Genomic DNA, 25925 nt, shown 5'->3' on the forward strand with positions numbered 1-25925 from the left:
ACAAGTATATGAATAGTATACAAAGCGAAAGCCGCCCCGTCAACAAACGGAGCGGCAAAGATCGGCAAAGACGCAGAAGCTTTACAGTTTCTTCCAAGTTTGTCTTTATTTCGTCAGATCTCCTGCTTTGCCAGCACGTCCGAGGTGGGGGTCTGGAACACCGGGATATTGGCATAGGGGTCAGCCACTTCTTCTGCAGGCAGGCTCTTCATGTAGGCATCCATGCTCTCGGCCACCTTCTTGGCCACAGCCACCGCCTCCACCACGGTGCGTGCGCCCATCACGGCATCGCCGCCGGCAAATACGCCCTCGCGGGTGGTGCTGCCGTCCTCGCTGACGGTGAGCAGACCCTTCTGGTTGGTCTCGATACCGGTAGTGGTCTTGACGAGGTTGCTCTCCGAGCCCTGGCTGACCGACACGATCACGCCGGTGTGGGGGTAGAAAGTCTCACTGCCCTCCACCTGAGTGAACCTGCCATCTTCGCCCTTGACGGTATCGCGGCAGATCAGGCCGTTCTCGCGGATCTCCACCGGTGCTTTGCAGAAGCGGAAGCCCACGCCCTCCAGCTTTGCATAGCTCACCTCGTACTCGGAAGCACTGATGCAGCTCTCGTCGCGGCGGGCATAGCAGGTGACGTGGCGGGCACCGTTGCGGATGGCGGTGCGGGCGCAGTCCATGGCAGAGTTGCCCACGCCGATCACGGCAATATCATCGCCCAGACGGAACGCCTTGGAGTTTGCCAGATAATCGATGCCAAAGGCTACATTTCCCAAAGTTTCGCCCTTGATATGCATGGCGTTGGCCTTCCACAGACCGGCACCGATGAACACGCTCTTGTAGCCGTCGCGGAACAGATCATCGATGGTGATGGTCTTGCCGATGGTGGTGTTGGGCCGCACCTTGATGCCCTTCAGCTCCAGATGGCGGTACTGGAAATCGTCCAGCACGCTGTCCGGCAGGCGATAGTTGGGGATGCCGTAGCGCATGACGCCGCCAATTTTATCGCGGGCATCAAAGATGGTCACATCGTAGCCCCAGCGTGCCAGCAGCACCGCAATGGTCAGGCCCGCCGGGCCGGAGCCAACGACTGCCGCCTTCATGCCGTTTTTGGGGGCAGGGCCGGCGGTCATTTTGTTGGCGTAGGTCGTGGAAATGTAGTCTTCAATAATGGAGAAGTGCACCGGGTCGTGGCTGGGCATCCGGTTGCGCACACAGTGGCCCTCGCACTGGTTCTCGTGGTTGCACACCAACGCACAAACGGTGGTCAGCGGGTTATTCTCAAACAGCATCCTGCCAGCTTCGTCCATCTGGTTTGCCTTGAGCAGCCGAATGACCTCCGGGATGTTGGTGTGGATGGGGCAGCCCTGCTGGCACAGCGGCTTTTTGCAGCCCAGACAGCGGTTGGCTTCGTCCAGAACGTGAAGTGCCATGAAGTTTCCTCCTTATTGCGTGCGGTTTTCTGATTCCATTCTCATTTGTTGTATCCAACATTGCATTGCTTTAATCATACACCACAAACCGTCCGGACACAAGTGTTTCTGCATAAATTTTTTTTGATTATTTTTTGTCAATTCGTCAAAAAAATAATTTTTTGACGATATACTCCCCCCATCGGCCCGGGCACCCGGCGGCACAGTGCGCCAAAATCGCTGGCTGCTGCCTGTGCCGCCGCCATACGGGCGCAGGCATCGTTTTCTTTTTCCAGCTTTGCCAGCGAGTGGCTCAGCGGCAGGGATGCATGCTTCAGCAGCACAAGTGCTTTCCGCCTTGCCCCCAGCAAATGCAGATAGGGCGGCAGGGCAGGCACGGTCTCCGCCGCATAGCCCAGTGCCGCGTCCATGGCAAGGCGGCGCATCCGGGCCCGGGGGTAACGCACAGTGGTCAGCGCGTCCAGCAGCTGGGGCAGGCCGGTGCAGCTGCGCACGGCGTTTTCCAGCCGGTGGTCCAACCCCTCGGAAACGCCCCGCACTGCGGCAAAAGGTTCCGGTCGTGCACAGGCCGCCCGCAGCAGAGCCAGCTCACACCGGCCCGCAGCGGCATGATCCGTATACATTCCGTCGATTTCCGCTTTTTTATACAGCTCCAGTGCTTTTTCCGGCACATAAGGAGTCAGCGCATCCGCGCCCTGCTCTGCCCAGAGGGCGCGCAGCGCGCTGGCACTGGCAAACTGTGCGTGGCCGCTTTCGGCAAGGGCCTGCCCGTGACCCGCCCCCACGCGGGGCAGCGGCACCGGGGTCATGGGTGCCTCCTGTTCCAGAATGGCCTTGCAGTATTCCACTGCCAGATTGTTGTTGGGCTTATCCAGCAGCGCGGCCAGTGCCGTGCCCGGGCAAAGCGCTTCCACCGCCGTCTGCCGCGCCGCCGCAAAGCTGCGGGCACCGGCTGCAAGCTGGCGTTTCAGCTCGGTGCGGTAGGCTGCGCTGCACAGCACCCGGGCAGCTTCCATCAGCAGGGCTGCGTCCGGCGTCTCTGCCCCGAACACCAGCGCATCGCACCCGGCGGCTGCAAGGATGCGCACCCCCGCCCGGGCAAAAGCCTCTGCCCCCGCACAGGCACAGGGCGCAGGCAGCGCAAATATCAGATCTGCCCCGCACTGCAGGGCGGCCTGCACCCGCACCGCTTCCGGCAGCAGCGGCAGTGCGCCGCGCTGGGTCAGCCCGCAGCTCATGGCCACCGCCACATGCTGTGCTCCCAGCGCTTTTGCCTGCGCCAACTGCCATGCATGGCCGTTGTGAAAGGGGTCGTACTCTGCAATGATACCGGCAAATTTCATAGATAAGCTCCTCTGCAGGGCTGCTGCGCCCTCGGAAAGATTGTTAAATTTATATCGTATATACAGAAAACTGCAGTGGTTTTGCGCATTTGTGGGCAGGATGTACAAAAACCTTGTACACAAGCTTTACCGCTTTGCTCGGGTTGCGGCTTGAAAAGCCGCCCACCCTATTATATAATAAACACAGGAATCTGTAAAATTCTGTCCTCAGGTTTAAAAAGAGGACAGACTAAAAACATACAGGAGGCAACACAGATGAAAGTTCTGGTTATTAACTGCGGCTCTTCTTCTCTGAAGTATCAGCTGATCGATATGGACGGCGAGAAGGTGCTGTGCAAGGGCCTGTGCGAGCGCATTGGCATGGAAAGCAGCATGATCACCCACGAGGCCAACGGCCACAAGGCCACCACGCCCGCCATCTTCCCCACCCACACCGAGGCATTTGCCGAGGTCGTGAAGAAGATGACCACCGGCGAAGGCAAGTGCATCAACGACGTCAGCGAGATCGATGCCATCGGTCACCGTGTCGTGCACGGCGGCGAGAAGTTCAAGGAGAGCTGCCTGATCACCGACGAGGTCATCGAGACCATCCGCGAGCTGAGCCCTCTGGCTCCCCTGCACAACCCCGCCGGCATTCTGGGCATCGAGGCCGCACGCAAGGTGTTCGGCAACATCCCCATGGTGGCTGTGTTCGATACCGCTTTCCACAGCACCATGCCTCCGAAGGCTTATATGTACGCCATTCCGTATGAGTACTACGAGAAGTACGGCGTGCGCCGCTACGGCTTCCACGGCACCAGCCACAAGTACGTTGCCCACAAGGCTGCCGAGTATCTGGAAGAGCCCATTGAGCGCCTGAAGCTGATCACCTGCCATCTGGGCAACGGTTCCTCCATTGCCGCTGTGGATCAGGGCAAGGTCGTGGACACCTCCATGGGCATGACCCCGCTGGCCGGCCTGATGATGGGCACCCGCTGCGGCGACCTGGACCCCTCTGTGGTCAACTACCTGAAGTACACCCTGAACATCACCGGCCACGAGCTGGACGAGATCCTGAACAAGAAGTCCGGCCTGCTGGGCATCTCCGGTGTTTCCAGCGACAAGCGTGACGTGGAAGAGGCAGCTGCTGCCGGCAACAAGCGCGCACAGCTGGCTTCCGACATGCTGAACTACCAGATCAAGAAGACCGTTGGCGCTTACATCGCTGCAATGGGCGGCGTGGATGCCATCGTCTTCACCGGCGGCATCGGCGAGCACGATGCAATTGCCCGTGCAAAGGTCTGCCACCACATGGATTGGCTGGGCATCCGCATCGATACCGAGAAGAACAAGCACCCCGTGGGCGATGTGTGCGAGATCACTGCCTGGGGCGCAAAGGTGCGCACTCTGGTCATTGCTACCGACGAGGAGCTGATGATCGCCCGCGACACCAAGGAAGTCCTCGAGAAGTAATCGTTTTCCAAAGGGCTTTGCAGGGGCTGCTGCACGGAATGTGCGGCAGCCCCTTTTTCATCTTCCGGCAGTTATTTTACCCAAATCAGCCCTGTCGGATTGTGCTATCTATACAAATAACAAGGCGAATGGTTGTTTTTTGGTTGACAAATTTCAAAAAGAACGGTACAATAGAAAAGTCCTCAATTGGAGGACGTCCATTCATTCAAGCCCCTGGTAAGCTTACTGATCAGCGCGATGGTCCCAAAACCAAAGGTATGGTTACAATCCTTCCGTGGGCAAGAACTAACTAAAGAGGAGATACTACTATGTTTGAAGACAAGACTCTGGTCTGCAAGGACTGCGGTAAGGAATTTGTTTGGACTGCTGGTGAGCAGGAGTTCTACGCATCTCGCGGCTTCGAGAATCAGCCCCAGCGCTGCAAGCCCTGCCGTGACGCCCGCAAGAACGGCGGCGCACGCAGCAACAGCGGTGAGCGTCAGATGTTCGATGCTGTCTGCGCAGCTTGCGGCAAGGCTTGCAAGGTCCCCTTCCAGCCCCGTGAGGATCGTCCGGTCTACTGCTCTGACTGCTTCGCTCGCATGAAGCAGAACTAAGCGCTGATTTTTATTTAAATCGGTAACAAAAGGCCCGCTGTCGAAAGGCAGCGGGCCTTTTTGTATTAAGAGCTTCTCCTGTCTGCTTACGCAGCCATGACGGAAGGAGTCTTTCACACCAGCGGCGCAATAAACTTGAGCAGGATGCCCGCCAGATGCAGCAGCTTTTTGCCCTGCCAGATACTTTCTTTCGTCTGCTCCACCCTGCGGCACCGGGTGAGCGTATCCTGAAAATCCGCTTCCATGTTGGCAATGCAGTCGGTGCCGCGCATCCAGACCGCGTTTTCAAAGTGATGATACAGGCTGCGGTAGTCCAGATTGATGGTGCCCGCCACAGCTTCCACGCCGTCGGCGATCACGATCTTCGCATGGGTAAAGCCGGGCTGCCACTCGCTGATCTTCACACCCGAAGAAATCAGCGCCTTGTAGTGGGTCTTGGCCAGTGCATAAACGAACCACTTATCCGGCTTGCCGGGCAGGATCAGGTGCACATCCACACCGCGCTCTGCCGCAAAGCGCAGGGCCGTTTCCAGCTCGCCGTCTAAAATCAGATACGGCGTGATGATATGCACATACTTCCGGGCGCGGTTGAGCATATCCATGTACACCATTTCGCCCACCCGCTCACCGTCCAGCGGGCAGTCTCCGTAGGGCACCACAAAGCCCTTGGCGTTTGCTGCCGCCGGGATGGGATCGGACAGGAACTGCTCAAACTCTGGCTGGCGCTGGATGCTCCACATCTGCAAAAACAGTGCCGTCATGGAGCGCACGCCTTCGCCTTCCAGCATCAGGGCCGAGTCCTTCCAGCGGCCATACTTTTCTATGTGGTTGATGTACTCATCTGCCAGATTCACGCCGCCGGTAAAGCCCACCTGGCCATCAATGACCAGAATTTTGCGGTGGTCGCGGTAGTTGTAGTGGGTGGAAACGAAGGGCGTGACCGGCGAGAACACCTTGCACTGGATGCCCAGCGCTTCCAGCCGGCTGGGGTAATCCCGCGGCAGTGTGGAGAACTCACAGGTGCCGTCATACATCACCCGCACATCCACCCCCTGCGCCGCCTTGCGGGCCAGCACTTCCAGAATGCGGCCCCACATCAGGCCTTCATCCACGATGAAATATTCCAGAAAGATGTACTTTTTTGCCGTTTCCAGCTGGCGCAGCATTTCATCGAACATAGCTTCGCCGCCGTTGAAGTAGGTGGCCACCGTGTCGGCATAGACCGGAAATCCGCCTCCCTTGCCCCGCAGATACCGTGCCAGCGGCACTGCTTCGGGTGCCTGCTCCTGCAAAAGCTCCACGGTCTGCTCATTCTGCGGCAGCTGGGCGCGGGTCTGGCCCTCCAGATCCAGCAGGCGGCGCTTCAGGGCATTGTGGCCCACATCACTTTTGGTGTACCAGAACAGCGGCACGCCCAGCACCGGCATCAGCGCTGTGACCACCAGCCATGTGATGCGCACGCTGTTGTCCATGTCCTGATTGAGCAGATAGACCATCATTGCCGCTGTTACCAGCAGGGTGCCGCCAAAATAATGCGGCAGCAGCTCGCCGAACCACTGCAGCAGGCTGAACAGCGCGAACGCCTGTAAAAGCAGCAGAACCAGCACTAGGCCAAAACGGCTGAAAATAGCGTGTACCACGCCCTTCTGTCCCCGTTTGAGCAGGCGGATGCCGCCATCCTCAAACACCCGGACCTTGTCCTTCATATTTTGCTGAAATTGTTTTTTCTGCATGGCATTTTCCCTTATCTCACACATTTGCAGCCCTGGGGCTGTAAAAATGTGCCGGTTTGTGTTATGATGTACAGGAACAAGCCCGCCCGGCGCTGTGTCCCGGACAGGCAGCTTTGCACCTATTATAATCCATTCCTGCCCTTTTTTCCACCCAAAGCGGCAGGATGATGCAGGAGGGACCCCTATGAATAATCTGATCATTGGCATTGCAGGCGGCTCCGGCAGCGGCAAGACCACCCTTGCTCTGCGGCTGAAGGAGCGTTTTGGCGAGGATGAAGTGCGCCTGATCTCCCACGACAGCTATTACAAGCGCCACGACGAGCTGCCCTTTGAGGAGCGCTGCAAGCTGAACTACGACCACCCGGATGCTTTTGACAACGCTTTGCTGATCTACCATCTGCAGGAGCTGAAGGCAGGCCGCGCCATCGACTGCCCGGTGTACGACTACTCCAACCACAACCGCAGCGACAAGGTGCAGCACATCGAGCCCGCACCGGTGCTGATCGTGGAAGGCATCCTGCCCTTTGTGGAGCCGGAGCTGTGCGCCCTGTTCGACTACAAGATCTATGTGGACACCGACGCCGACGAGCGCATCCTGCGCCGTCTGGTGCGGGATGTGAAGGAGCGGGGCCGCAGTCTGGACAGCGTGATCGAGCAGTACCTGACCACCGTCAAGCCTATGCACGAAGCCTTTGTGGAACCCAGCAAGCGCAACGCAGACATCATTGTACCCAACGGCGGCGAGAACACCGCTGCGGTGGAGATGCTGGCCCATCACATCCGCAACCTGATCGAGAAGGCAAATATGATGTAACGTCTTTACGATTTAAATGCCCTCCGCATTCGCTCTGGGCATGTTCAGCTGAAATCTTATTTTAATTTCATCATGCACGCAAAAGGAGCCACCGCACAGTTTGTGCAATGGCTCCTTTTTTCTTATCTCAGTGGATAGAGGTACGCACCAGTGCGCGCTTGAGACGCGCCTGAGCCAGCTCGTAGTCCCGCTTGTCGAGGTTCTTCTGCGCAAGAATCTCCTCCGCGCGCTTCTTGGAAGCCTCGGCGCGGGCCTGATCGATCTCCTCGGCCCACTCCCATGTGGTGGCGACCAGACGCACTTCGCCATCCAGCACGCTCAGCAGCCCGCCCATGCAGGCGGCGCGGCGGCGCTGGCCCTCGGCATCCACGATATGGGCTTCGCCCATGCCCAGCGCGGTGCAGTAATCCCCGTGTTTGGCAAGGATGGCCAGATCGCCGTCAATGGCGCGGCAGACGATGCGCTCGGCCTGCCCGTCAAAGGCGCAGCCGTCCGGCGTGACCACCGTCAGATGAAAGGTCGTCATGGTTTACCCTTTCTTCGCTTTTGCGAACACGTCATCGATGGTGCCCGCGAACAGGAATGCGCTCTCGGGCAGCTCGTCGCACTCGCCGTTCAGGATCATCTTGAAGCCGCGCAGGGTCTCCTTGAGCGGCACATACTGGCCGGGCATACCGGTGAACTGCTCTGCCACGTGGAAGCTCTGGCTCAGGAAGCGCTGCACCTTGCGGGCGCGGCTGACCGTGCGCTTGTCTTCCTCGCTCAGCTCGTCCATGCCCATGATGGCAATGATGTCCTGCAGCTCCTTGTAGCGCTGCAGCACCTTCTGGACGGCGCGGGCGATCTCGTAGTGCTCCTGACCCACGACCTCCGGGCTGAGGATGCGGCTGGTGGAATCCAGCGGGTCCACAGCGGGGTAGATGCCCTGCGAAGCAATGTCACGGCTCAGGACCGTGGTGGCATCCAGATGGGTAAAGGTGGTGGCAGGGGCCGGGTCGGTCAGGTCATCGGCGGGCACGTAGACGGCCTGCACCGAGGTGATGGAACCCTTGCGGGTGGAGGTGATGCGCTCCTGCAGAGCGCCCATCTCGGTGGCCAGCGTGGGCTGGTAGCCGACGGCAGAGGGCATACGGCCCAGCAGTGCGGACACCTCAGAGCCTGCCTGGGTGAAGCGGAAGATGTTATCGATGAAGAGCAGCACATCCTGATTCTTCACATCGCGGAAATACTCCGCCATGGTCAGGCCGGACAGTGCCACGCGCATACGGGCTCCTGGGGGTTCGTTCATCTGGCCATAGACCAGCGCAGTCTTGTTGATAACGCCGCTCTCGGTCATTTCGCCGTACAGGTCGTTGCCCTCACGGGTGCGCTCGCCAACGCCGGTGAACACCGAGTAGCCGTTGTGCTCGGTGGCGATGTTATAGATCAGCTCCTGGATCAGGACGGTCTTGCCGACGCCTGCACCGCCGAACAGACCGATCTTGCCGCCCTTTGCGTAGGGGCAGATCAGGTCCACGACCTTGATGCCGGTCTCGAGGATCTCGGTGGTGGACTGCTGTTCCTCGTAGCTGGGAGCAGGGCGGTGGATGGGCCAGTAGGCCTCCGGGGCCGGGGCGGGCTTGTTGTCCACGGGCTCGCCCAGCAGGTTGAACACGCGGCCCAGACACTGGTCGCCCACGGGCACTTTGATGGGTTCGCCGGTATCCACGGCTTCGGTGCCGCGCACCAGACCATCGGTGCTGTTCATTGCAATGCAGCGCACCACGTTATCGCCGGTGTGCTGTGCCACCTCGACCACCAGCTTTTCGCCGTGGTTGTCGATCTCGATGGCGTTGAGCAGCTCCGGCAGCTGGCCATCCTCAAACTGGATGTCCAGCACCGGGCCGATGACCTGGAGCACCTTGCCGATATGTTTTTCGGACATAGGCTACAACTCCTTTTTGATAGGTTTTAAATCTCCGCGCCGGCCACGATCTCGGTGATCTCCTGCGTGATGGCGGCCTGACGGGCACGGTTATAATACAGGTTCAAATGGTCGATCATCTCACCGGCGTTCTTGGTGGCGGCATCCATGGCAGTGCGGCGGGCGGCAAGCTCACTGGCTACGCTCTCGCACACGGCACCGTAGACGATGCCTGCCACATACTCCGGGATGATCGCGCTGAATACTTCCTCGCTGCTGGGCTTGTACAGGATCTGGCTGCGGCGGGCATCCGCCTTCTGCTGCTCGGTGGGCTCGATGGACAGCGGCAGCACCTCCATGGTGGCTGCGGTCTGGGTCATCATGGAATCGAACCGGGTGTAGCAGATCTTTACCGCATCGTACTCGCCCTTGAGATATCCTTCCGTGATCTGGCGGGACAGCTGGAAGCACTCGCCCACCGAGACATCTGCCGCCAGCAGCACCTCCTGCGTGAACAGGGGTACTTCGTGATGGACGAAATACTCTGCCGAGCGCTTGCCGATGGGCAGCACCAGCACCTCGCCCTCTTCGGCCCCGGCCTGCTTGAGCACGTTGGAATTGTATCCACCGGCAAGGCCGCGGTCGCCTGCGATCACGATGAGCAGGGTGCGCTTCACTTCGTCACGGCGCAGGTAGGGGTTGCGGGCGCGGGGGTCGGCCGCGGCGATCTTGGTCAAAGTCTCATGCAGCGTTTCAAAGTAGGGGCGGCTGTGCTCCACCCGTTCCTTGGCGCGGCGCATTTTGGAGGAAGCCACCAGTTCCATTGCCTTGGTGATCTGCATGGTGCTCTCTACGCTTTTGATGCGCAGCTTGATGTCCTTCATGGAACCAGCCATGCGTTACGCCTCCTTCCTTAGTGCGCCTTGACGAAGCTGTCGGTATAGGCTGTGAGCACGCTCTTAAGCTGCTCCTCAGTGTCCTTATCCAGATTGCCGGTGGTGCGGATGGTCTCCATGACGGCGGCACCCGCAGCATTGTTGTCCAGATATTCGTACAGTCCCTTCTCATACTCGGCCACGTCCGGCACCTTGACCTTCACAAGGTGATCGTGAATGGTCGCATACAGGATGGCCACCTGCTTTTCCACAGGCACGGGAGCGGAGCGGTTCTGCTTGAGCACTTCCACGATGCGCTCGCCTTGTGCAAGGCGGGCCTTGGTGTCGGCATCCAGATCGGAACCGAACTGTGCAAAGCTCTGCAGCTCACGGTACTGGGAGTAGATCAGCTTCAGGGTGCCGGCGACCTTCTTCATGGCCTTGATCTGGGCATTGCCGCCCACGCGGGACACCGAGATGCCGGGGTTGACTGCCGGCATGACACCGGAGTGGAACAGCTCCGTCTCCAGGAAGATCTGACCATCGGTGATGGAAATGACATTCGTGGGGATGTAGGCGGAAACATCGCCCGCCTGCGTCTCGATGATGGGCAGAGCCGTCAGGCTGCCGCCGCCAAGCTCATTGGAGAGCTTGGCCGCGCGTTCCAGCAGACGGGAGTGCAGATAGAACACGTCGCCGGGGTAAGCCTCACGTCCCGGGGGACGGCGGATCAGCAGCGACAGTGCACGGTAGGCCACGGCGTGCTTGGACAGATCGTCGTAGATGATGAGGACGTGCTTGCCCTGATGCATGAAATATTCGCCCATGGCACAGCCGGAGTAGGGTGCGATATACTGCAGGGGCGAAAGCTCGGATGCCGTTGCGGACACCACGATGGTGTAGCCCATAGCACCGGCCTCGGTCAGGCTCTGCACAAGGTTTGCCACGGTAGAGCGCTTCTGACCGATGGCAACGTAAATGCAGATGACGTCCTTGCCCTTCTGATTGATGATGGTATCGGAGGCGATGGTGGTCTTGCCGGTCTGGCGGTCGCCGATGATCAGCTCGCGCTGGCCGCGGCCAATGGGGATCATGGAGTCGATGGCCTTGATGCCGGTCTGCAGCGGCTCCTTGACCGGCTGACGGTCGATGATGCCGGGAGCGCGGCTTTCAATGGCGCGGAACTCGGTGGTCTCGATGGGGCCTGCACCGTCGATGGGCTGGCCCAGCGCGTTGACCACGCGGCCGATCATGGCTTCGCCCACCGGCACGGACACCACCTTGCCGGTGCGCTTGACAGTGCTGCCTTCCTTGATACCGACGTCGGAGCCCAGCAGAACGATGGAGACGGTGTTCTCCTCCAAATTCTGGGCCATGCCGTATTCGCCGTTATCAAACTGAAGCAGCTCACCTGCCATGCACTTTTCCAGACCACTGGCGCGGGCGATGCCGTCGCCCACCATAATGACCGTGCCGGTCTCGCTCTGCTCAATGGCATTTTCGTAATGCTTGATCTGCGCACGGATGATCTTGGAGATCTCTTCAGGTTTCAGTTGCATCTTTGTTTGTTCACCACTCAATTCTTAAAAAACTTTCGGGTGGAAATTCGATCACAGTGTCACGGAAGCAATATCCCTGCGCAGGGCGGACAGACGGTTCTGCACCGTGCCGTCCAGCTCGGTGCCTTCGATATCCAGCCGGATGCCGCCCAGCACTGCCGGATCGACCTTTGTTTTCAGGTCGATGGTCTTGCCGGTGAGCTTTTCCAGCTTTTCGTGCAGGCTCTTTGCCTGCTGCTCCGTCATTGCCACTGCAGTGGTCGCCGTTGCTTCCAGAATGCCGTGTGCCTGATTGTAGCGCACACGGTAAGCCCGTGCGCAGCCGGACAGCTCCCGCAGGGTGCCCTTCTCGCACAGGATCTTCAAAAAGTTCAGCACATAGAGGTGGACCTGATCCCGCAGTGCTTCATCCAGCAGGCCGCAGCGCTCTCTTTTCGGGATGCTGGGGGTGCTGAGCAGATGCAGGTAGTCCGGGTTTGCCTTAAAAAGCGCCACGGCTTCGTCCAGCTCGCCCAGAATGCGGGCCTCCAGCCCTTCCTCCGCCGCCAGATCGTACAGGCTTCCGCCGTACATCCTTGCAGTCTCGGTCATGATGCTTCACCCACATTTTTGATAAATTCGTCGATCAGATCCTTGTGGTCCTTCTCGCTGATCTCACGCTCCACCACCTTGGAGGCGATCTCCATGGCGATGCCGCCGATCTCGTCCTTGACCTCATTCACGGCCTTCTTGCGCTCCTGCGCAATGTCGGCTTCGGCCTTCTGCTTGAGGGCAGCAGCCTGCGCGCGGGCCTCGCCCACGATCTCTTCGCCGCGGGCGGTGGCCGTCTTCTGCGCATTGGCAACGATCTCGTTGGCCTCGGTGCGGGCATTCTGCAGGTTCTGCTCGTACTCTGCCTTCATGGCTTCGGCTTCGGTGCGCAGCTTGGTGGCATCGGCGATCTGGCTGTCTGCCTTCGCCTTGCGCTCTGCGATCACGTTTTTGACCGGATTCAGCAGGAACTTTTTGAAGATGAACAGCTGGATCATCAGGTTGCAGATCTGGGCCAGAAAGGTCCAGCCGTCCAGCGTGATCAACGCCTGGTACAGTTCCATAAGCGTCTCCTTTCGTTATTTTGTAAAAGGTTCCGCTTATGCCAGGAACTTCATGAACATACCGGGTGCCAGGAAGATCAGCAGCAGGCCGGTGACGAAGCCGTAAATACCGGTGGTCTCGGAAAGTGCAACGCCCAGGATCAGGGTGCTGGTAACGTCGCTCTTGCACTCGGGCTGACGGCCCACAGCTTCACAGGCAGCAGCTGCTGCGTTGCCTTCGCCGATACCGGGGCCGATACCTGCGATCAGTGCGCAGCCTGCGCCGATGCCGCAGCCTGCCAGAGCGATACCACGAGCGAGGTACTGAAAGTCAGTCATAAGATTTGTCCTCCAAAAAAGTTTTTTGTTTTGGGAGATGCCGTTGTGAGGGCTTAGTCCTCACCGGCAGCACGTTTGATGAAAATTGCGGTCAGGGTACAGAAGATGAACGCCTGAATGCAGCCGCCGAACCAGTCGAAATACAGGCCCGTAAAGGCCGGGATGCCGATCTGGAACAGCTGGATCTGGCTCAAGGCACCCGGCAGCCAGCCGAAAATGACGTGGCTCAGGCTTGCCAGCGCCCAGTACAGCAGTGTGGAAATGACCGTACCGGACAAGATGTTGCCAAAGTGACGGAACGCCATACTGACGGGGGTGGAAACCTCCGACAGCACATTGATGGGTGCCATGATGAAGATGGGGTCCAAAAGACCTTTCAGGTAGGAAAGGATGCCGTTGGTCTTGATCTTGTAGTACATGATCAGCACGAACACCACAATGGCCCACGCCGCCTCGGTGTTCAGGTCGGCTGTGGGGCTCCACAGGCCGATGACACTGATGAGGTTGCAGCCGATGCTCAGAGCGAAGATCGCGCCGATGAGCGGGATATACTTATCAAAGTGATAGCCCATGTTGTCGTGCACGAACTGGTCCAGCCGTTCTACGATGAACTCGGCGGCGGCCTGCCGCTTTGAGACATTTTCCAGCTTGAGGTTGCTGCCCAGCCAGATGGCAAAACCCGAAAGCAGCGCCATGACGATCCAGGTGCTGACTAAGGTCTGGGAGATCTTGAAATCACCCAGCAGGGGGATGTCCGTATGGATGGTATACAGGATCTTTGCGCCGTTCAGTTCCATTTGTTACGTTTCACCCCCTTCGTCACGGGGTTCAGCTTCCGGCTCCGGTGCGGGTTCGGGGTCGTCCTCCACAGAGACGTCCACCGAAGGCCCGGCCGGTGCAAGAGGCTTGTACTTGCCGGTTATTTGCAGGTAGTAGATCGTAACGCGCGGGAAAAGCAGGGGCAGAACACCGGCAAACGGCTGGAACACCGGTGCCCCGATGGCAACGATGATCCACACCGCCTGCAAAAGCATCCGGACATTGTAGGAAGCCTGCAATGTCGCTTTGCGCCGTTTCTCATCCTGCTCGTCGATGACCTTCTGGCACACGAGGCAGATGCCCGCAAAGTTGCCGATGGCCACGGCCGCGCCGATGAGACTGCCCAGAACAACAGTGTAATCAAATTTCACCCAGCCAACCAGGTGCAGAGCTGCAAAGATCACCCACATGACGGCGGTACAGATGGCCGTGCCGCAGGCGATGCGGGTCAGCTCCTTTTTGGATTCCGGCTGCAGTTTCATAAAGGGAAACCTCCTGTTAAGTTTACTGATGCGAGTTGAACCCCACCCGCTTTGGTTTTTCCTTTTTGGTGCGGTCCATGTGTTCCTTTGCAAAATACCAGAAGTTCTGTGCCCCGGCAGCAAGCCCCAGCAGGATGGCCGGCAGGAACACCCATTCCGGCCAGCTCCAGTTGTTCACCGCCCACCATGCACCGCCCAGACACATGACCAGCGGCAGCAGCATATTCAGGCCCAGCTGGGTCAGCCAGACAAGATCCTCCAGTGCCTTATACCAGCCCTTCAACCTGCGTTTCCTCCCTGTGTGATGTGCCTTTGCAAAAGCCAGATTCTGGATTCTTTGCCAAGGATTTGCAATCAGCAAAAAATCTTATAACGATAGTATAATTCAAACCGATCGTTTTTTCAATCAATTTTCCACTGTTTTCTAGTAAAATTTCATAGTTTGTTTACACTAATGCCGTAACTGTACGCCCTGTATGGAGTTTGTGCGTCTGCGGGCGCATCAATACCAAAAGTTTGATGGATCTGTTGTGCAGAATGCAAAAAAGCCGCCCGGCTCTTTGGGAACCGGGCGGCAGCCGTTATGCAGTTTTCAGGATATTACCAGAGGTTTGCGGTCTCGTTGTACAGGCCCTCGTAGCTCTTGGCGGAGACATCCCAGCTGAAATCGCACTCCATGCAGTGGTGCACGAGGTTCTTCCAGTTCTCCTTGTCATAGTAAGCATTCTGTGCGTTGCAGCAGGCCACATACAGCTCGTGGGCATTGTAGCCCGCAAAGGTGAAGCCGTTGCCCTCACCCATGGTGCTGTCGTGGATGGAGTCGCGCAGACCGCCGGTCTCGCGGACGATGGGAGGCGTGCCGTAGCGGCAGGCTACCATCTGTGCCAGACCGCAGGGCTCGCTCTTGGAAGGCATGATGAAGGCATCTGCGCCTGCGTAGATCTCCTGCGACAGGGCCGGCTCAAAGCCGATGTAGGTGCCAACGCGGCCCGGATGGCGTGCGCACAGGTCGGAGAAGAAGTTCTCGTACTGGCTCTCGCCGCTGCCCAGAACGACCAGCTCGATGCCGCGATCCACCAGACCATCGGCGATGCTCTGCACCAGATCAAAGCCCTTCATGCCGACCATGCGGCTGACCATGGCAAAGACGGGGCTGCCATCCTTGTTCAGGCCGAACTTATCCTGCAGGGCTTCCTTGCACTTTGCCTTGCCCTCTTCAAAATTGGTGATGTCGTAGTTGAAGGGGATGTTCTTATCCGTAGCGGGATCGTTGGAATCGGTATCGATGCCGTTCAGGATGCCGCACAGCTTGTACTGCTTCTCGCGCAGCAGAGCGTCCAGACCATAGCTGAACCACGGGTCGAGGATCTCCATGGCATAGGTGGGGCTGACAGTGGTGATCTTATCGGCAGTCTCGAAAGCACCCTTCATGAAGTTTGCGCAGCCGTCGTACTCTACGATGTGCTGATCGCGGCGGCCGATGCCGCAGGTGTCCTCCAGAATGTCGGTGCCGTACTTGCCCTGATAAGCGATATTATGGATGGTGAAGATAGTCTTGATGCGGTTGAACTTATCCAGATGGCGATAGTACAGGTTCAGGTACACCGGCACCAGAGCGGTCTGCCAGTCGTTGCAGTTGATGATATCGGGAGTGAAATCGATGTAGAACAAAGTCTCTAAAACGGCGCGGGAGAAGAAGGCGAAACGCTCGCCGTCATCGTAGAAGCCGTACAGGCCGCGGCGCTTGAAGTAATACTCGTTGTCCAGGAAGTAGTAGGTCACGCCGTTCCGCTCGGTCTTGAACAGGCCGCAGTACTGGCTGCGCCAGCCCACGGGGACGGAATAATTGGTCACGTACTCCAGCGTATCACGGAACTTCAAATCGCCGTACAGGGGCATAATGACGCGGGCATCCACGCCGTCCTTGACCAGAGCCTTAGGCAGGGCACCCGCAACGTCGGCCAGACCGCCGGACTTTGCAAAAGGGGCAGCTTCCGAAGCAGCATACAGGATTCTCATAGGATCGCTCCTTTCATATAGTGGGATATTTTCGTTCTCCCCCACCGCCCTTGCAGGCAGCACGAACCATTTTTACAAAAGAGCAGGCGGGGGCACACAGATGCCCCCGCCCCTCTCAAGAGGGGCTACCGGGGAGGAAGCCGCCCCTATGGATAACTCAGTAAAATCAGACGGTGTGCTTCTTCTGCACGTACACCGGGAAGCTCTCGGTGCCGGACAGCTTCTTGCCGGCAGTGATCTTCACGTTCTTATCGGTAACAACGCAGTCCAGCTCGGCATTGGCTTCCACAACGGTATCCTGCATGAGCACGCAGTTCTTGACGACGGCACCCTTCTTGACCTTGACGCCGCGGAACAGCACACAGTTCTCCACCGTGCCCTCGATGACGCAGCCGTCGGCCAGAATGGAATCGGTCACCTTGCAGCCCGGCACATAGCGGGTGGGGTTGTCGTCGCGGATCTTGGTGTAGACCGGGCTCTTCTTGGGGAACAGCTTTTCCAGATTTTCGTCATCGGTCAGCTTGAGGTTCTCGTCGAAGTAGCTCTTCATGTCACAGACATGTGCCACATAGCCGGTGTACTCCAGAGCGTGGATGTTCAGGATGTTGACATTGTGGGCCAGAATATCGCGCTCGAAGTAGATCAGGCCGCGGGAGGTCGCATCCCGGACCAGCTTGAGCAGGGTCTCGCGCTCCAGAACATAGATGTTCAGGTCAAGGTTCTGCACGCCGGGGCGGTAATCGTTGAACAGCAGCTCGGTCACACGGCCGTCGGCATCAACGGTCAGGGTGTAGTTGTCATTCTTGCGGCCCTCGGGGATCTCGGTCTTCTGGTAAGCGACGGTCACATCGGCACCGCTTGCCTGATGAGCAGCCAGCAGAGCGTTGAAGTCGTAGTTCAGGGCAACGTTGGCATCGCTCATGACCACGTACTTTTCCTTCTGGTTCTCCAGGAAGTTCATGATGGAGCCCAGAGCTTCCACACGGCCGGAATAGATGCGCACGCCCTTCTCAGCGAAAGGCGGCACGATGTTCAGGCCGCCGTGACGGCGGGCCATATCCCACTCACGGCCGGTGCCCAGATGATCCATCAGGGAGTGGTAGTTCTTGCGCACCACGATGGAGACATTGGAGATACCGCAGTTTGCCATGCTGGACAGAACAAAGTCCACCATACGGTAGCGGCCCGCGAAGGGGATCGAAGCCATTGCGCGCTCGGTCACCAGCTCGGGGACGGTATTATCATAACTGTTGGGGAAAATAATACCCAACGCATTGGTGTTCTGGCTCAGCATACTTCCATACCCTCCTTGACGGATTCAAAGACTTTGGCACCTTCCTTGACGGTTGCGCCTGCGCCGACGGTCAGGCCGGTGCCCACATGGGCAATGGGGCCATCGCCGCCCACTCGTGCACCTGCACCGACCACAACATCCTCCGCCAGGATGCAGCGCTTGACAACAGCACCAGCCTTGACCACAACGCCGTCCATCAGGACTGCGTCCTCAACGGTAGCGCCCTCTTCCACAACAACGCCTGCGCTCAGCACAGAGTGATGCACATTTCCGTAGATCTTGCAGCCCTCGGTGACGAGGGAATCCTGCACCACAGCGCGGGGGCCGATCTTCTGCGGAGGCAGGACCGGGTTGCGGCTGTAGATCTTCCACTTCTCGTCGAAGATATCGATGCCGGAGTTTTCGGGGTCCAGCACTTCCATGTTGGCTTCCCACAGGCTGTCGATCGTGCCCACGTCACGCCAGTAACCGGCAAAGCGGTAGGCGTACATCTTGCGGCCGTCGCGCAGCAGGGCGGGGATGATGTTCATGCCAAAGTCGTTCTTGGAGTTGGGGTCCGCTTCGTCCTCTTCCAGATACTTCTTCAGCACATCCCAGTTGAAGATGTAGATGCCCATGGAAGCCAGATTGGACTTGGGTACCGGGGGCTTCTCCTGGAACTCGGTGATGCGGTCGTTCTCGTCAGCCACCATCAGGCCGAAGCGGGAAGCTTCCTTCCAGTCCACTTCCATAACAGCCACAGAGAACTCTGCGCCCTTTTCCTTGTGGAAGCGCAGGAAGTCGGCATAGTCCTGCTTGCAGATCTGGTCGCCGGACAGGATAATCACATACTCGGGATCGTAGCTGTCGATGAAACCGATGTTCTGGTAGATGGCGTTTGCAGTGCCCTTGTACCAGTCGGTGCCCTTTGCCTGCTCGTAGGGCGGCAGGGTGTGCACGCCGCCGTGCAGACGATCCAGATCCCAGGGCTGGCCGTTGCCGATGTACTCGTTCAGCTTCTGGGGCTGATACTGGGTCGCGATGCCAACGGTGTCGATGTTGGAGTTCACGCAGTTGGACAGCGGGAAGTCCACGATGCGGTACTTACCGCCGAAGGACACTGCGGGTTTTGCCGTTTTCTGTGTCAGCGCGTACAAGCGCGAGCCACGTCCACCGGCAAGGATCATTGCCACAATTTCTTTTGCCATAGCTTTATTCTCCCCTTTAACATTAACATTTCCGTTGTTCGGAAATGAGCGTCAACATGTGCGGTATGGGTCGGCCGAAGTGCCGGGTCATTCCTTGGGCTCCTTCGGTTTGCGGGTGCGTTTTGCGGGTGCTTTTTCCGCCTTGGGTTCTGCCTCTGCCTTGGGCTTGCGGCCGCACTTTTTGGGTGCTTCCTCGGCCTTTTCCGGCTCAACCTTTGCCTTGCGGGCGGTCTTTTTCACCGGCTTTTCCTCTGCAGCGGCAGCTTCTGCCTTGGGCTTGCGACCCGGCTTCTTTACCACCTTTGCTGCAGCTTTCTCCGCAGCGGTCTTTGCCTTTTTGGCTGCGGTCTTTTTTCCCGCCTTATCGGTCTTGTCCGCTGCGGCCTTGCGGGTGCGCTTGGCGGGCACTTCAAAATACAGGGTGCTCATGGGCGGCAGGGTGATGGTGATGCTCTGCTCAAACCCGTGCATCGGCTTTTTGTGGGTGCGCACGGCCTTGTTGTGGACTGCGCCGGAACCGCCGAACTCTGCATCGTCGCTGTTCAGGATCTCCTTGTAGGAGCCTGCCACCGGTGCGCCCAGCGTGTAGCCCTCGCGCAGGACGGGGTTGAAGTTGCACACCACAAGGATCTGCTTGCCGGAAGTGTCCTTGCGCAGGAAAGCGATGACGCTCTGCTGCGAGTCATCCGGCACGATCCACTGGAAGCCCTCCCAGCTGTAATCCACCTGCCAGAAGGCGGGGTGCTCCTTGTAGAAGGCGTTCAGGGTCTTGACGTAGGTCTGCAGCTCGGTGTGCTTATCGTAGCCCAGCAGCATCCAGTCCAGCGGCTTTGTCTCGTTCCACTCAGCGAACTGGCCGAACTCCTGACCCATGAACAGCAGCTTCTTGCCCGGGTGGGCCATCATGTAGCCAAAGAAGGTGCGCAGGTTTGCAAACTTGGCGTCGTACTCGCCGGGCATCTTGTTGATCAGGCTGCCCTTGCCGTGCACCACCTCATCGTGGCTGATGGGCAACACAAAGTTCTCGCTGAACGCGTAGAAGAAGCTGAAGGTGACCTTGTTGTGGTTGCCGGAACGGAAGAGCGGGTCAGTCTTCATGTAGCTGAGCATATCGTTCATCCAGCCCATGTTCCACTTGAAGTTGAAGCCAAGGCCGCCGTCCGAAGCAGGCTTTGTGACCATGGGCCATGCAGTGGATTCTTCCGCGATCATGTACTTGTGGGGGTGACGGCCCAGCACGGTGTCGTTCAGCTTGCGCAGGAAAGCAACAGCCTCCAGATTTTCCTTGCCGCCGTCCTTGTTCGGCTCCCACTCGCCCTGCTTGCGGTTATAGTCCAGATACAGCATGGATGCCACCGCGTCCACGCGCAGACCGTCGATATGGTACTGCTCCAGCCAATACAGTGCGCTGGAGATCAGGAAGCTCTGCACCTCGCTGCGGCCGAAGTCGAACACCATGGTGCCCCACTCCTTATGTTCGCCGCGCTTCGGATTCGGGTCCTCGTAGCAGGCTTCGCCATCAAAGTTGTACAAGCCGAACTGATCCTTCGGGAAGTGAGCAGGCACCCAGTCCATGATCACACCAATGCCGGCAGCATGGAGCTTATCCACAAAGGCCATCAGGTCCTTGGGGGTGCCGTAGCGGCTGGTGGGTGCAAAATAGCCGGTGACCTGATAGCCCCAGCTGCCGTCAAACGGATATTCCATGACCGGCAGCAGTTCCACATGGGTATAGCCCATCTCTGTGATATACGGGATCAGCTCGTCTGCCAGCTCGGAATAATTGTAGGGCTTACCGCCCTCCTTCATCTTCCAACTGCCGGCGTGCATCTCGTAAATATTCATCGGGCTGTTGATCACATCAGCCTTTTTCTGTGCTGCCTGCCATGCATCATCGTGCCACGCAAAACCACTGATATCGTAGACCTTGCTGCCGTTGGACGGGCGGGTCTCGGCGTGGAATGCATAGGGATCGGCCTTATAGACCAGATCACCTGCGCGGGTGGTCACGCAGTATTTATAAACATCATATTCCTTCATGCCCGGGATGAACAATTCCCATACGGAATCGCCATCCACCTTGCGCATCGGGTGGCTGCCCGGCTTCCAGCTGTTAAAGTCGCCCACCACGCTGATGGCTACAGCATGGGGTGCCCACACGCGGAACACCACACCTGCTTCACCGGCACGCGTTTCCATGTGTGCGCCAAAGTAGCGGTATGCTTCACAGTTATTGCCCTGTTTGAACAAATACACCGGCAGGTCCGATGCATTGCTCTGGATCTTCTCCTCGGTCGGTTTCATAGACTGCTCCTCCCCGTACAGATGCACAAAGCGCACCTGTAGCTTTTTACCCTTTTATATTAAAGAATTTCGGTCTGTTTTTCAAGAGTTTCGCCGCATTTTACTGTAAAATTTACCATAATCTTTTCGTTGATATTTTTCTCTTATATACATACCCGCTAAATTTTTACAAATTTTATGGTGAATCCTGCCAATCTGACAATAAAAAAGAGCCTCTGCGCACCCTCCCAAAGGGAAGGTGTACAGAAGCTCTCTGTTTCTGTTGAAAATTTTCAGTTCCGGTTTCCCCGGTTCTTTTCAGCCTGCTCAGTCCACCACGTAGACGTTCACCTGAATGGCTCCATTGATCACGCTCTCGGCGTAGGTCTCGTAGAACAGGTCCACAAGGATCTGGCCCTTCTGCACGGCAATGCCGGTATCGGTAGCCACCGCATAGCCGTACACGAACTTGCCGTCGGTGGAGGTGATATACAGCTTGGTGCCGTAGGGGATCACATCCGGGTCCACAGCCACAGTGCCGTAGCCCAGACCCAGACCGGAAGAACCCTTGCCGGTCTTGGAATAGTAGCCGGTGGCCTTGCCGGTGAGCACCTTGCTGTAAGAGGCGGGTGCATTGGTGGTGCCGTCCGGGCCGGTCAGCGGGGAGACCGGCGCGCCTGCGCCATAGGTCTTTACGATGTGGTTGGTCGGCTCCACAGTGGTGGTGGAATCCACCACGATGCTGTTTTCCAGCTCGCCGTCCACATAGCGGTCGCGGGTGGTGATAGTCTGCTGGCCTTCCGCACCATGGCGCACCGTGGTGGCGCGGCCGGTGTTGCGGAAATACAGGCTGGTGTAGACGTACTCGGTATCGTAGGGGATGGCCTGCGTCTCCACACGGTCGGTGTAGTCCACGCGGTGCACCGTGATGGTGGAACCTGCGCTCACCAGCTGGTCCAGAGCAGGCTCGGTGTAGTCGTCACCCTCCAGGGTGATACCGGCACGCTTCAGGGCATCCGCCACGGTGCCGAACACCATTTTGACGGGGTACTCCTGACCGTCGGCAGTGATGCTGACGGAGAATGCACGCTCAATGTTCAGGGCGGCAAGATTGCCGCTGTAGGCCGTGTAATAGACCTGATCGCCCTCTTCGGACTGGATGCCGGAAAGGTTCATAACCTGTGCAGGGTCGGTCTCGGAGGTAAGGATCACCTGCCGGGCACCATTGGAGTCTGTGACGTAGGTCAGCCGCAGATTCGCAGCGGTCACACTGAGTGTAGCCACAAGGCACACGACCATGACACAAAACGCCAGCACACGGGGAGAGACTGCATGCTTGCAGTCAGACAATGCTTTCTTCAATTTTACGGAAGCGATACGAGACAACTCCTCTCTTTTCAAAATTGGCTGCGGCTGCGGACATGTTTTTCATGCCCCGGCCGCCCGGACTGCGGGGCGGGCAGAAGCCATCTGGCCCCACAATCAAATACGATGCCCTCTTTTTGGTAAAATCGAGCATCGTATACAATTTGGACTCCGCTGCGGAGGGTGCAGTTACCCTCCCGGCCCGGACCCCATCTGCCCGCGCCGCGCCGTATATAAGACGGCTTTTTACTTCATCCAGATAAATTTTAAACGCTGCAACGTCTGTTGGTTCCGTTGAGCGGCTCTTATTTTACCAGTCTAATGGCCATTTGTCAAATCACCTTCTCATACTTTGTTAGTTTTTTGACGTTATTTTTTGTGCAACTTTAACATTGTTTTCTCCAAAATATTGTTTTTTCGGTTATTTCCTTCCGATTTTCGACCTGTTTTCTGGGGTGTTTTGTTCACGAATTTTTAACATTTATTTTGGACTTTTTGCACCGGAAACTGCACTTTTGGGTTCGTTTTCCCATGCGGCAAGCGGCCAAAAATCGCTGGTTTTCCGTACGAAGCCACCTCTTTTTTATCCCATTTTTCACCCACAAAGAACTGTGCGAATTACCCATGAAAAGCGCCTTCCGGCAAAATGCCGAAGCACAGAAATTTGTGCAGCAAAAGACCACACTGGCAGCTGCCGGGCAGCGGCTGTACAATCAAACAAAAAACAGAAAGGAAGGTTTTCAAGTGAACATCAAGATCATTCAAAGGCAGTGCGGCGGCACCGAATTTCTGTCCCAGCCGCACCGCCTGCACCTCGGTGCACAGAACGCTGCCGGTGTGGACGAGCTGTGCTTCACGCTGCCGGAAGCATGGGCCGGGTGCACCGTTGCACTCTACCTGCGCCGCAGCGACGGCACCCTGCTGGCACCGGTCTCATTGGACACGCAGCACTGCGTCACCGTGGACCGCCGCCTGACCGGAAGCACCGGCGGACAGTGGATGCTGGCAGCCATCGATGCCAGCGGCTACGCCGCCTATACCCGGCCCGGCAGCTACGACACCTACGCCATCCTGCCCACCGACGGCGGCGCGGAAGAGCTGCCGCCCTCGCAGTATGAGCAGTTCGTGGCGCGTGTGCTGGAAAGTGCCAGTACCGCTTCCACCGCCGCACAGCGTGCCGCAGCCAGTGCTGCAAGCACGGCATCCAATGCGGCACAGGCCCAGACCGCGGCACAGCGCACCAGCGCCGACAGTGCCGCTGCATCCCGCTGTGCAGCCCGTGCCGAGGCTGCTGCCGCACGGGCAGAGGAGCTGGTGCCTACCGACGGTCAGGTAGTGAGCGTGAACGGCAAAAGCGGCATCGTAAAACTGACGGCGCAGGATGTGGGGGCGCTTCCCTGCCCGGCAGTTCCGGTCTCCGGCCAGCTGCTTCGGGTGCTGAGCGTGGACCCCAACACCGGGGCCGTGTTGACCGATACTGCCGCCATGCCGGATCTGTCGCCCTATCTGCGCAGCAGCACGGTGCCCACGGCTTCGGCCCCCGGCGCAGTGCGGGTGGACCCCGCCTGCGGCATCAACGTGCGCAGCGACGGAACCCTGATCATCGCACCAGCTGCCCGCGAACAGCTGGACAGCATGACGGATGCACTTCTGCCGCTGACCGCAGCCCTGCTGCCTTATGGCGTGAAGAAGGCTCTGACCACCGCCGCAGCCGCCGGGGAATGGACCGCTGCTGAAAAGGCAAACGCCCTGCGCACCTTCGGTGCCGATTTTTCTTCCTATTATACAAAGGAAGATGTCGATGCTCTGCTGGCCGCACCCAGCTCCGCTGCCTACCCGGTGGGCAGCATCTACCAGAGCACCGACCCCACCAGCCCTGCCGCCCTGTTTGGCGGCACATGGGAGCAGATCGCATCGGAGCGCGTGCTGATGGGTGCCAGCAGCAGCCACGCAGCGGGCACCACAGTAAAGGCCGGACTGCCGAACATCACAGGCTCTTTTGTCGCGGATGTAAAAAAGGGTGAACATAAGGTATCCGGCGCATTCACTGCCGGCAACGTGATCGCATCTACGGGCGAATACAATTCCTTTTCTGATGTATATAAGTTCAGTCTGGATGCGTCCAAGTCTAATGCCATCTACGGCCGCAGCGCCACCGTGCAGCCTGCCGCCTACTATGTGCACATCTGGCGGCGCGTGGTCTGAGAAAGGAGGTTTTGAACCATGAAGATCATTGACGAGAACGGTGCAGCCATTGAAAACCCTGACCTGACGCTTGGGTATCTGGTGGACGACACCGTGCCAGTGGAGCACCCCGCCGTGGAAGGCGTGGAGGAAGTGAGCCACTACGAGACTGTAACGGAGTATCCCGGCGGCGGCAGGGATGTGCGGAAGGTCATCGACGTGCCGGGCATGCCTGCGCAGGCCGCATGGACCGAACAGGTGCCGGTGCAGAGATACATCCGCTATACGGAAGAAGAATTGGCCGCGCGGGAAAAAGAGCGCCAGCAGGCCGAGGAAGCAGCCCGTCTGCCCGAGACGATTGCCAGCCTGACCTGCCAGCTGACCGACCTGCAGCTGGCCCTGTGTGAACTGTACGAAGGAGGTGGTGTGTAATGGCAAGGATCTATGCGGCCCTGATCCGCAAGGGCATCAAAACGCTGGAGGATGTGCCCGCCCGGCTGAGGGATGCCGTGGCAGCGCTGCTGCAGGAGGACGGCCATGCTTAACGTTTACTCCCGCGCAAGGGATGGCGAAACGCTGCTGAGCCGCAGCTTCCGCGCAAAGGAATTTGCCTGCAAAGACGGCACCGACCCTTTGTTTGTGGACAGCGAACTGGTGCAGGTGCTGCAGGCCATCCGTGACCATTTTGGCGCACCGGTGGTCATTACCAGCGGCTACCGCACCGCTGCACACAACAGGGCTGTGGGCGGGGCGGTTTACAGCCAGCATCAGTATGGCCGTGCCGCGGATATCCGGGTGTCCGGCGTGCCGGTGGAGCAGCTTGCCGCCTACGCCGAGACCCTGCTGCCCGGCACCGGCGGCATCGGCCGCTACCCCGCAAAAGGCTTTGTCCATGTGGATGTGCGCAAAGCAAAAAGCCGGTGGGTCGGGTAAAGGCGGTGAACGGAATGGAAACGATCTTATCCGCTGTCATTGCCGGGGCCGTGACCCTGATCGGCGTGCTGATCGCCAACAGCCGCAGTCAGGCCGTGACCGACACCAAGCTCGAAGAGCTGACCCGCGAGGTGCGTGAGCATAACAATTTTGCCCGCCGCGTACCGATTTTAGAAGAACAGATGAAGGTGGCCAACCACCGCATCGCTGACCTTGAACAAAATGAGAAAGTGAGGAATTGA

At 58.3% G+C, this 25925-nt stretch carries 26 protein-coding genes; 8 read left to right on the forward strand and 18 right to left on the reverse strand.

Going from position 1 to position 25925, the window contains the following annotated elements:
• Positions 1 to 113: 113 nt before the first annotated feature.
• Both J3348_RS05960 and J3348_RS05965 read right to left on the reverse strand, forming a co-directional pair.
• Positions 114 to 1430: an NAD(P)-dependent oxidoreductase gene (locus tag J3348_RS05960; RefSeq protein WP_207698544.1), complete on the reverse strand. Its 1317-nt coding sequence runs from the start codon at positions 1428 to 1430 to the stop codon at positions 114 to 116.
• Between the two features lie 137 nt (positions 1431 to 1567).
• On the reverse strand, positions 1568 to 2773 hold the full coding sequence (locus tag J3348_RS05965) for a nucleotidyltransferase family protein (RefSeq protein WP_207698545.1): 1206 nt from the start codon (positions 2771 to 2773) through the stop codon (positions 1568 to 1570).
• A 255-nt stretch (positions 2774 to 3028) separates the two neighbouring features.
• Here J3348_RS05965 and J3348_RS05970 point away from each other — a divergent pair, with 255 nt between their 5' ends.
• Both J3348_RS05970 and J3348_RS05975 read left to right on the forward strand, forming a co-directional pair.
• Positions 3029 to 4225, forward strand: coding sequence for an acetate kinase (locus J3348_RS05970; RefSeq protein ID WP_097781256.1), 1197 nt, complete (start codon positions 3029 to 3031; stop codon positions 4223 to 4225).
• Between the two features lie 308 nt (positions 4226 to 4533).
• On the forward strand, positions 4534 to 4821 hold the full coding sequence (locus J3348_RS05975; RefSeq protein WP_005921120.1) for a zinc-ribbon domain containing protein: 288 nt from the start codon (positions 4534 to 4536) through the stop codon (positions 4819 to 4821).
• Between the two features lie 113 nt (positions 4822 to 4934).
• Here the strand turns inward: J3348_RS05975 and J3348_RS05980 are convergent, their stop codons facing one another.
• On the reverse strand, positions 4935 to 6554 hold the full coding sequence (locus tag J3348_RS05980; RefSeq protein ID WP_207698546.1) for a phospholipase D-like domain-containing protein: 1620 nt from the start codon (positions 6552 to 6554) through the stop codon (positions 4935 to 4937).
• Between the two features lie 184 nt (positions 6555 to 6738).
• On the opposite strand from J3348_RS05980, the gene udk reads away from it, so the two are divergent.
• Positions 6739 to 7368, forward strand: a complete 630-nt coding sequence (gene udk, locus J3348_RS05985) for a uridine kinase (RefSeq protein WP_097777133.1) — start codon at positions 6739 to 6741, stop codon at positions 7366 to 7368.
• Positions 7369 to 7495: 127 nt separating this feature from the next.
• Here the strand turns inward: udk and atpC are convergent, their stop codons facing one another.
• The 15 genes from atpC to J3348_RS06060 all read right to left on the reverse strand — a co-directional run bounded on the left by atpC (position 7496) and on the right by J3348_RS06060 (position 22551).
• A complete protein-coding gene (gene atpC, locus J3348_RS05990) occupies positions 7496 to 7894 on the reverse strand; it encodes an ATP synthase F1 subunit epsilon (RefSeq protein ID WP_005938085.1) in 399 nt (132 codons plus the stop codon).
• A gap of 3 nt (positions 7895 to 7897) precedes the next feature.
• A complete protein-coding gene (gene atpD / locus J3348_RS05995; RefSeq protein ID WP_005938088.1) occupies positions 7898 to 9292 on the reverse strand; it encodes a F0F1 ATP synthase subunit beta in 1395 nt (464 codons plus the stop codon).
• Positions 9293 to 9318: 26 nt separating this feature from the next.
• Positions 9319 to 10167: an ATP synthase F1 subunit gamma gene (gene atpG, locus J3348_RS06000; RefSeq protein ID WP_005938091.1), complete on the reverse strand. Its 849-nt coding sequence runs from the start codon at positions 10165 to 10167 to the stop codon at positions 9319 to 9321.
• Between the two features lie 17 nt (positions 10168 to 10184).
• Positions 10185 to 11705 (reverse strand): F0F1 ATP synthase subunit alpha, encoded by a 1521-nt coding sequence (atpA, locus tag J3348_RS06005; RefSeq protein ID WP_097774385.1) that lies wholly within the window; start codon positions 11703 to 11705, stop codon positions 10185 to 10187.
• Between the two features lie 51 nt (positions 11706 to 11756).
• A complete protein-coding gene (gene atpH, locus J3348_RS06010) occupies positions 11757 to 12296 on the reverse strand; it encodes an ATP synthase F1 subunit delta (protein WP_097774384.1) in 540 nt (179 codons plus the stop codon).
• Positions 12293 to 12799, reverse strand: coding sequence for a F0F1 ATP synthase subunit B (gene atpF, locus J3348_RS06015; protein WP_005938099.1), 507 nt, complete (start codon positions 12797 to 12799; stop codon positions 12293 to 12295). The genes atpH and atpF overlap by 4 nt, the downstream gene beginning before the upstream one ends.
• Positions 12800 to 12835: 36 nt before the next feature.
• Positions 12836 to 13117, reverse strand: coding sequence for an ATP synthase F0 subunit C (gene atpE, locus J3348_RS06020; RefSeq protein WP_005930278.1), 282 nt, complete (start codon positions 13115 to 13117; stop codon positions 12836 to 12838).
• A gap of 53 nt (positions 13118 to 13170) precedes the next feature.
• Positions 13171 to 13914, reverse strand: a complete 744-nt coding sequence (locus J3348_RS06025; RefSeq protein ID WP_207698547.1) for a F0F1 ATP synthase subunit A — start codon at positions 13912 to 13914, stop codon at positions 13171 to 13173.
• Positions 13915 to 13917: 3 nt separating this feature from the next.
• On the reverse strand, positions 13918 to 14418 hold the full coding sequence (locus J3348_RS06030; protein ID WP_005938105.1) for an ATP synthase subunit I: 501 nt from the start codon (positions 14416 to 14418) through the stop codon (positions 13918 to 13920).
• 22 nt (positions 14419 to 14440) lie between these two features.
• Positions 14441 to 14701 carry an AtpZ/AtpI family protein gene (locus tag J3348_RS06035; RefSeq protein ID WP_044953278.1) on the reverse strand — a complete coding sequence of 87 codons (261 nt, stop codon included), beginning with the start codon at positions 14699 to 14701 and terminating at the stop codon, positions 14441 to 14443.
• Positions 14702 to 15018: 317 nt separating this feature from the next.
• Entirely contained in the window at positions 15019 to 16437 is a 1419-nt protein-coding gene (locus J3348_RS06040; protein WP_154256295.1) for a glycogen/starch synthase, read from the reverse strand.
• Between the two features lie 166 nt (positions 16438 to 16603).
• Positions 16604 to 17731: a glucose-1-phosphate adenylyltransferase subunit GlgD gene (glgD, locus tag J3348_RS06045; RefSeq protein ID WP_005938113.1), complete on the reverse strand. Its 1128-nt coding sequence runs from the start codon at positions 17729 to 17731 to the stop codon at positions 16604 to 16606.
• On the reverse strand, positions 17725 to 18918 hold the full coding sequence (locus J3348_RS06050) for a glucose-1-phosphate adenylyltransferase (RefSeq protein WP_005938116.1): 1194 nt from the start codon (positions 18916 to 18918) through the stop codon (positions 17725 to 17727). The genes glgD and J3348_RS06050 overlap by 7 nt, the downstream gene beginning before the upstream one ends.
• Before the next feature lie 87 nt (positions 18919 to 19005).
• Positions 19006 to 21222, reverse strand: a complete 2217-nt coding sequence (gene glgB / locus J3348_RS06055) for a 1,4-alpha-glucan branching protein GlgB (RefSeq protein ID WP_154259629.1) — start codon at positions 21220 to 21222, stop codon at positions 19006 to 19008.
• Between the two features lie 306 nt (positions 21223 to 21528).
• The gene (locus tag J3348_RS06060; protein WP_242702886.1) at positions 21529 to 22551 is read right to left on the reverse strand and encodes a 3D domain-containing protein; all 1023 of its coding nucleotides are present in this window, start codon (positions 22549 to 22551) and stop codon (positions 21529 to 21531) included.
• Positions 22552 to 23310: 759 nt separating this feature from the next.
• On the opposite strand from J3348_RS06060, the gene J3348_RS06065 reads away from it, so the two are divergent.
• Genes J3348_RS06065 through J3348_RS06080 form a run of 5 tightly spaced genes read left to right on the forward strand, consistent with a single transcriptional unit; the run spans position 23311 to position 25925 of the window.
• A complete protein-coding gene (locus J3348_RS06065) occupies positions 23311 to 24771 on the forward strand; it encodes a hypothetical protein (protein WP_207698548.1) in 1461 nt (486 codons plus the stop codon).
• A gap of 18 nt (positions 24772 to 24789) precedes the next feature.
• Positions 24790 to 25182 carry a hypothetical protein gene (locus J3348_RS06070; RefSeq protein WP_207698549.1) on the forward strand — a complete coding sequence of 131 codons (393 nt, stop codon included), beginning with the start codon at positions 24790 to 24792 and terminating at the stop codon, positions 25180 to 25182.
• A complete protein-coding gene (locus J3348_RS14370; protein ID WP_263287078.1) occupies positions 25182 to 25295 on the forward strand; it encodes a CD1375 family protein in 114 nt (37 codons plus the stop codon). Before J3348_RS06070 ends, J3348_RS14370 begins: the two co-directional genes overlap by 1 nt.
• A complete protein-coding gene (locus J3348_RS06075) occupies positions 25288 to 25683 on the forward strand; it encodes a D-Ala-D-Ala carboxypeptidase family metallohydrolase (RefSeq protein WP_207698550.1) in 396 nt (131 codons plus the stop codon). The genes J3348_RS14370 and J3348_RS06075 overlap by 8 nt, the downstream gene beginning before the upstream one ends.
• A gap of 14 nt (positions 25684 to 25697) precedes the next feature.
• Positions 25698 to 25925 carry a hypothetical protein gene (locus J3348_RS06080; protein WP_044953283.1) on the forward strand — a complete coding sequence of 76 codons (228 nt, stop codon included), beginning with the start codon at positions 25698 to 25700 and terminating at the stop codon, positions 25923 to 25925.

Origin of the sequence: Faecalibacterium sp. Marseille-Q4896, assembly GCF_017377615.1 — a bacterium.
GTDB lineage: Bacteria > Bacillota > Clostridia > Oscillospirales > Ruminococcaceae > Faecalibacterium > Faecalibacterium taiwanense.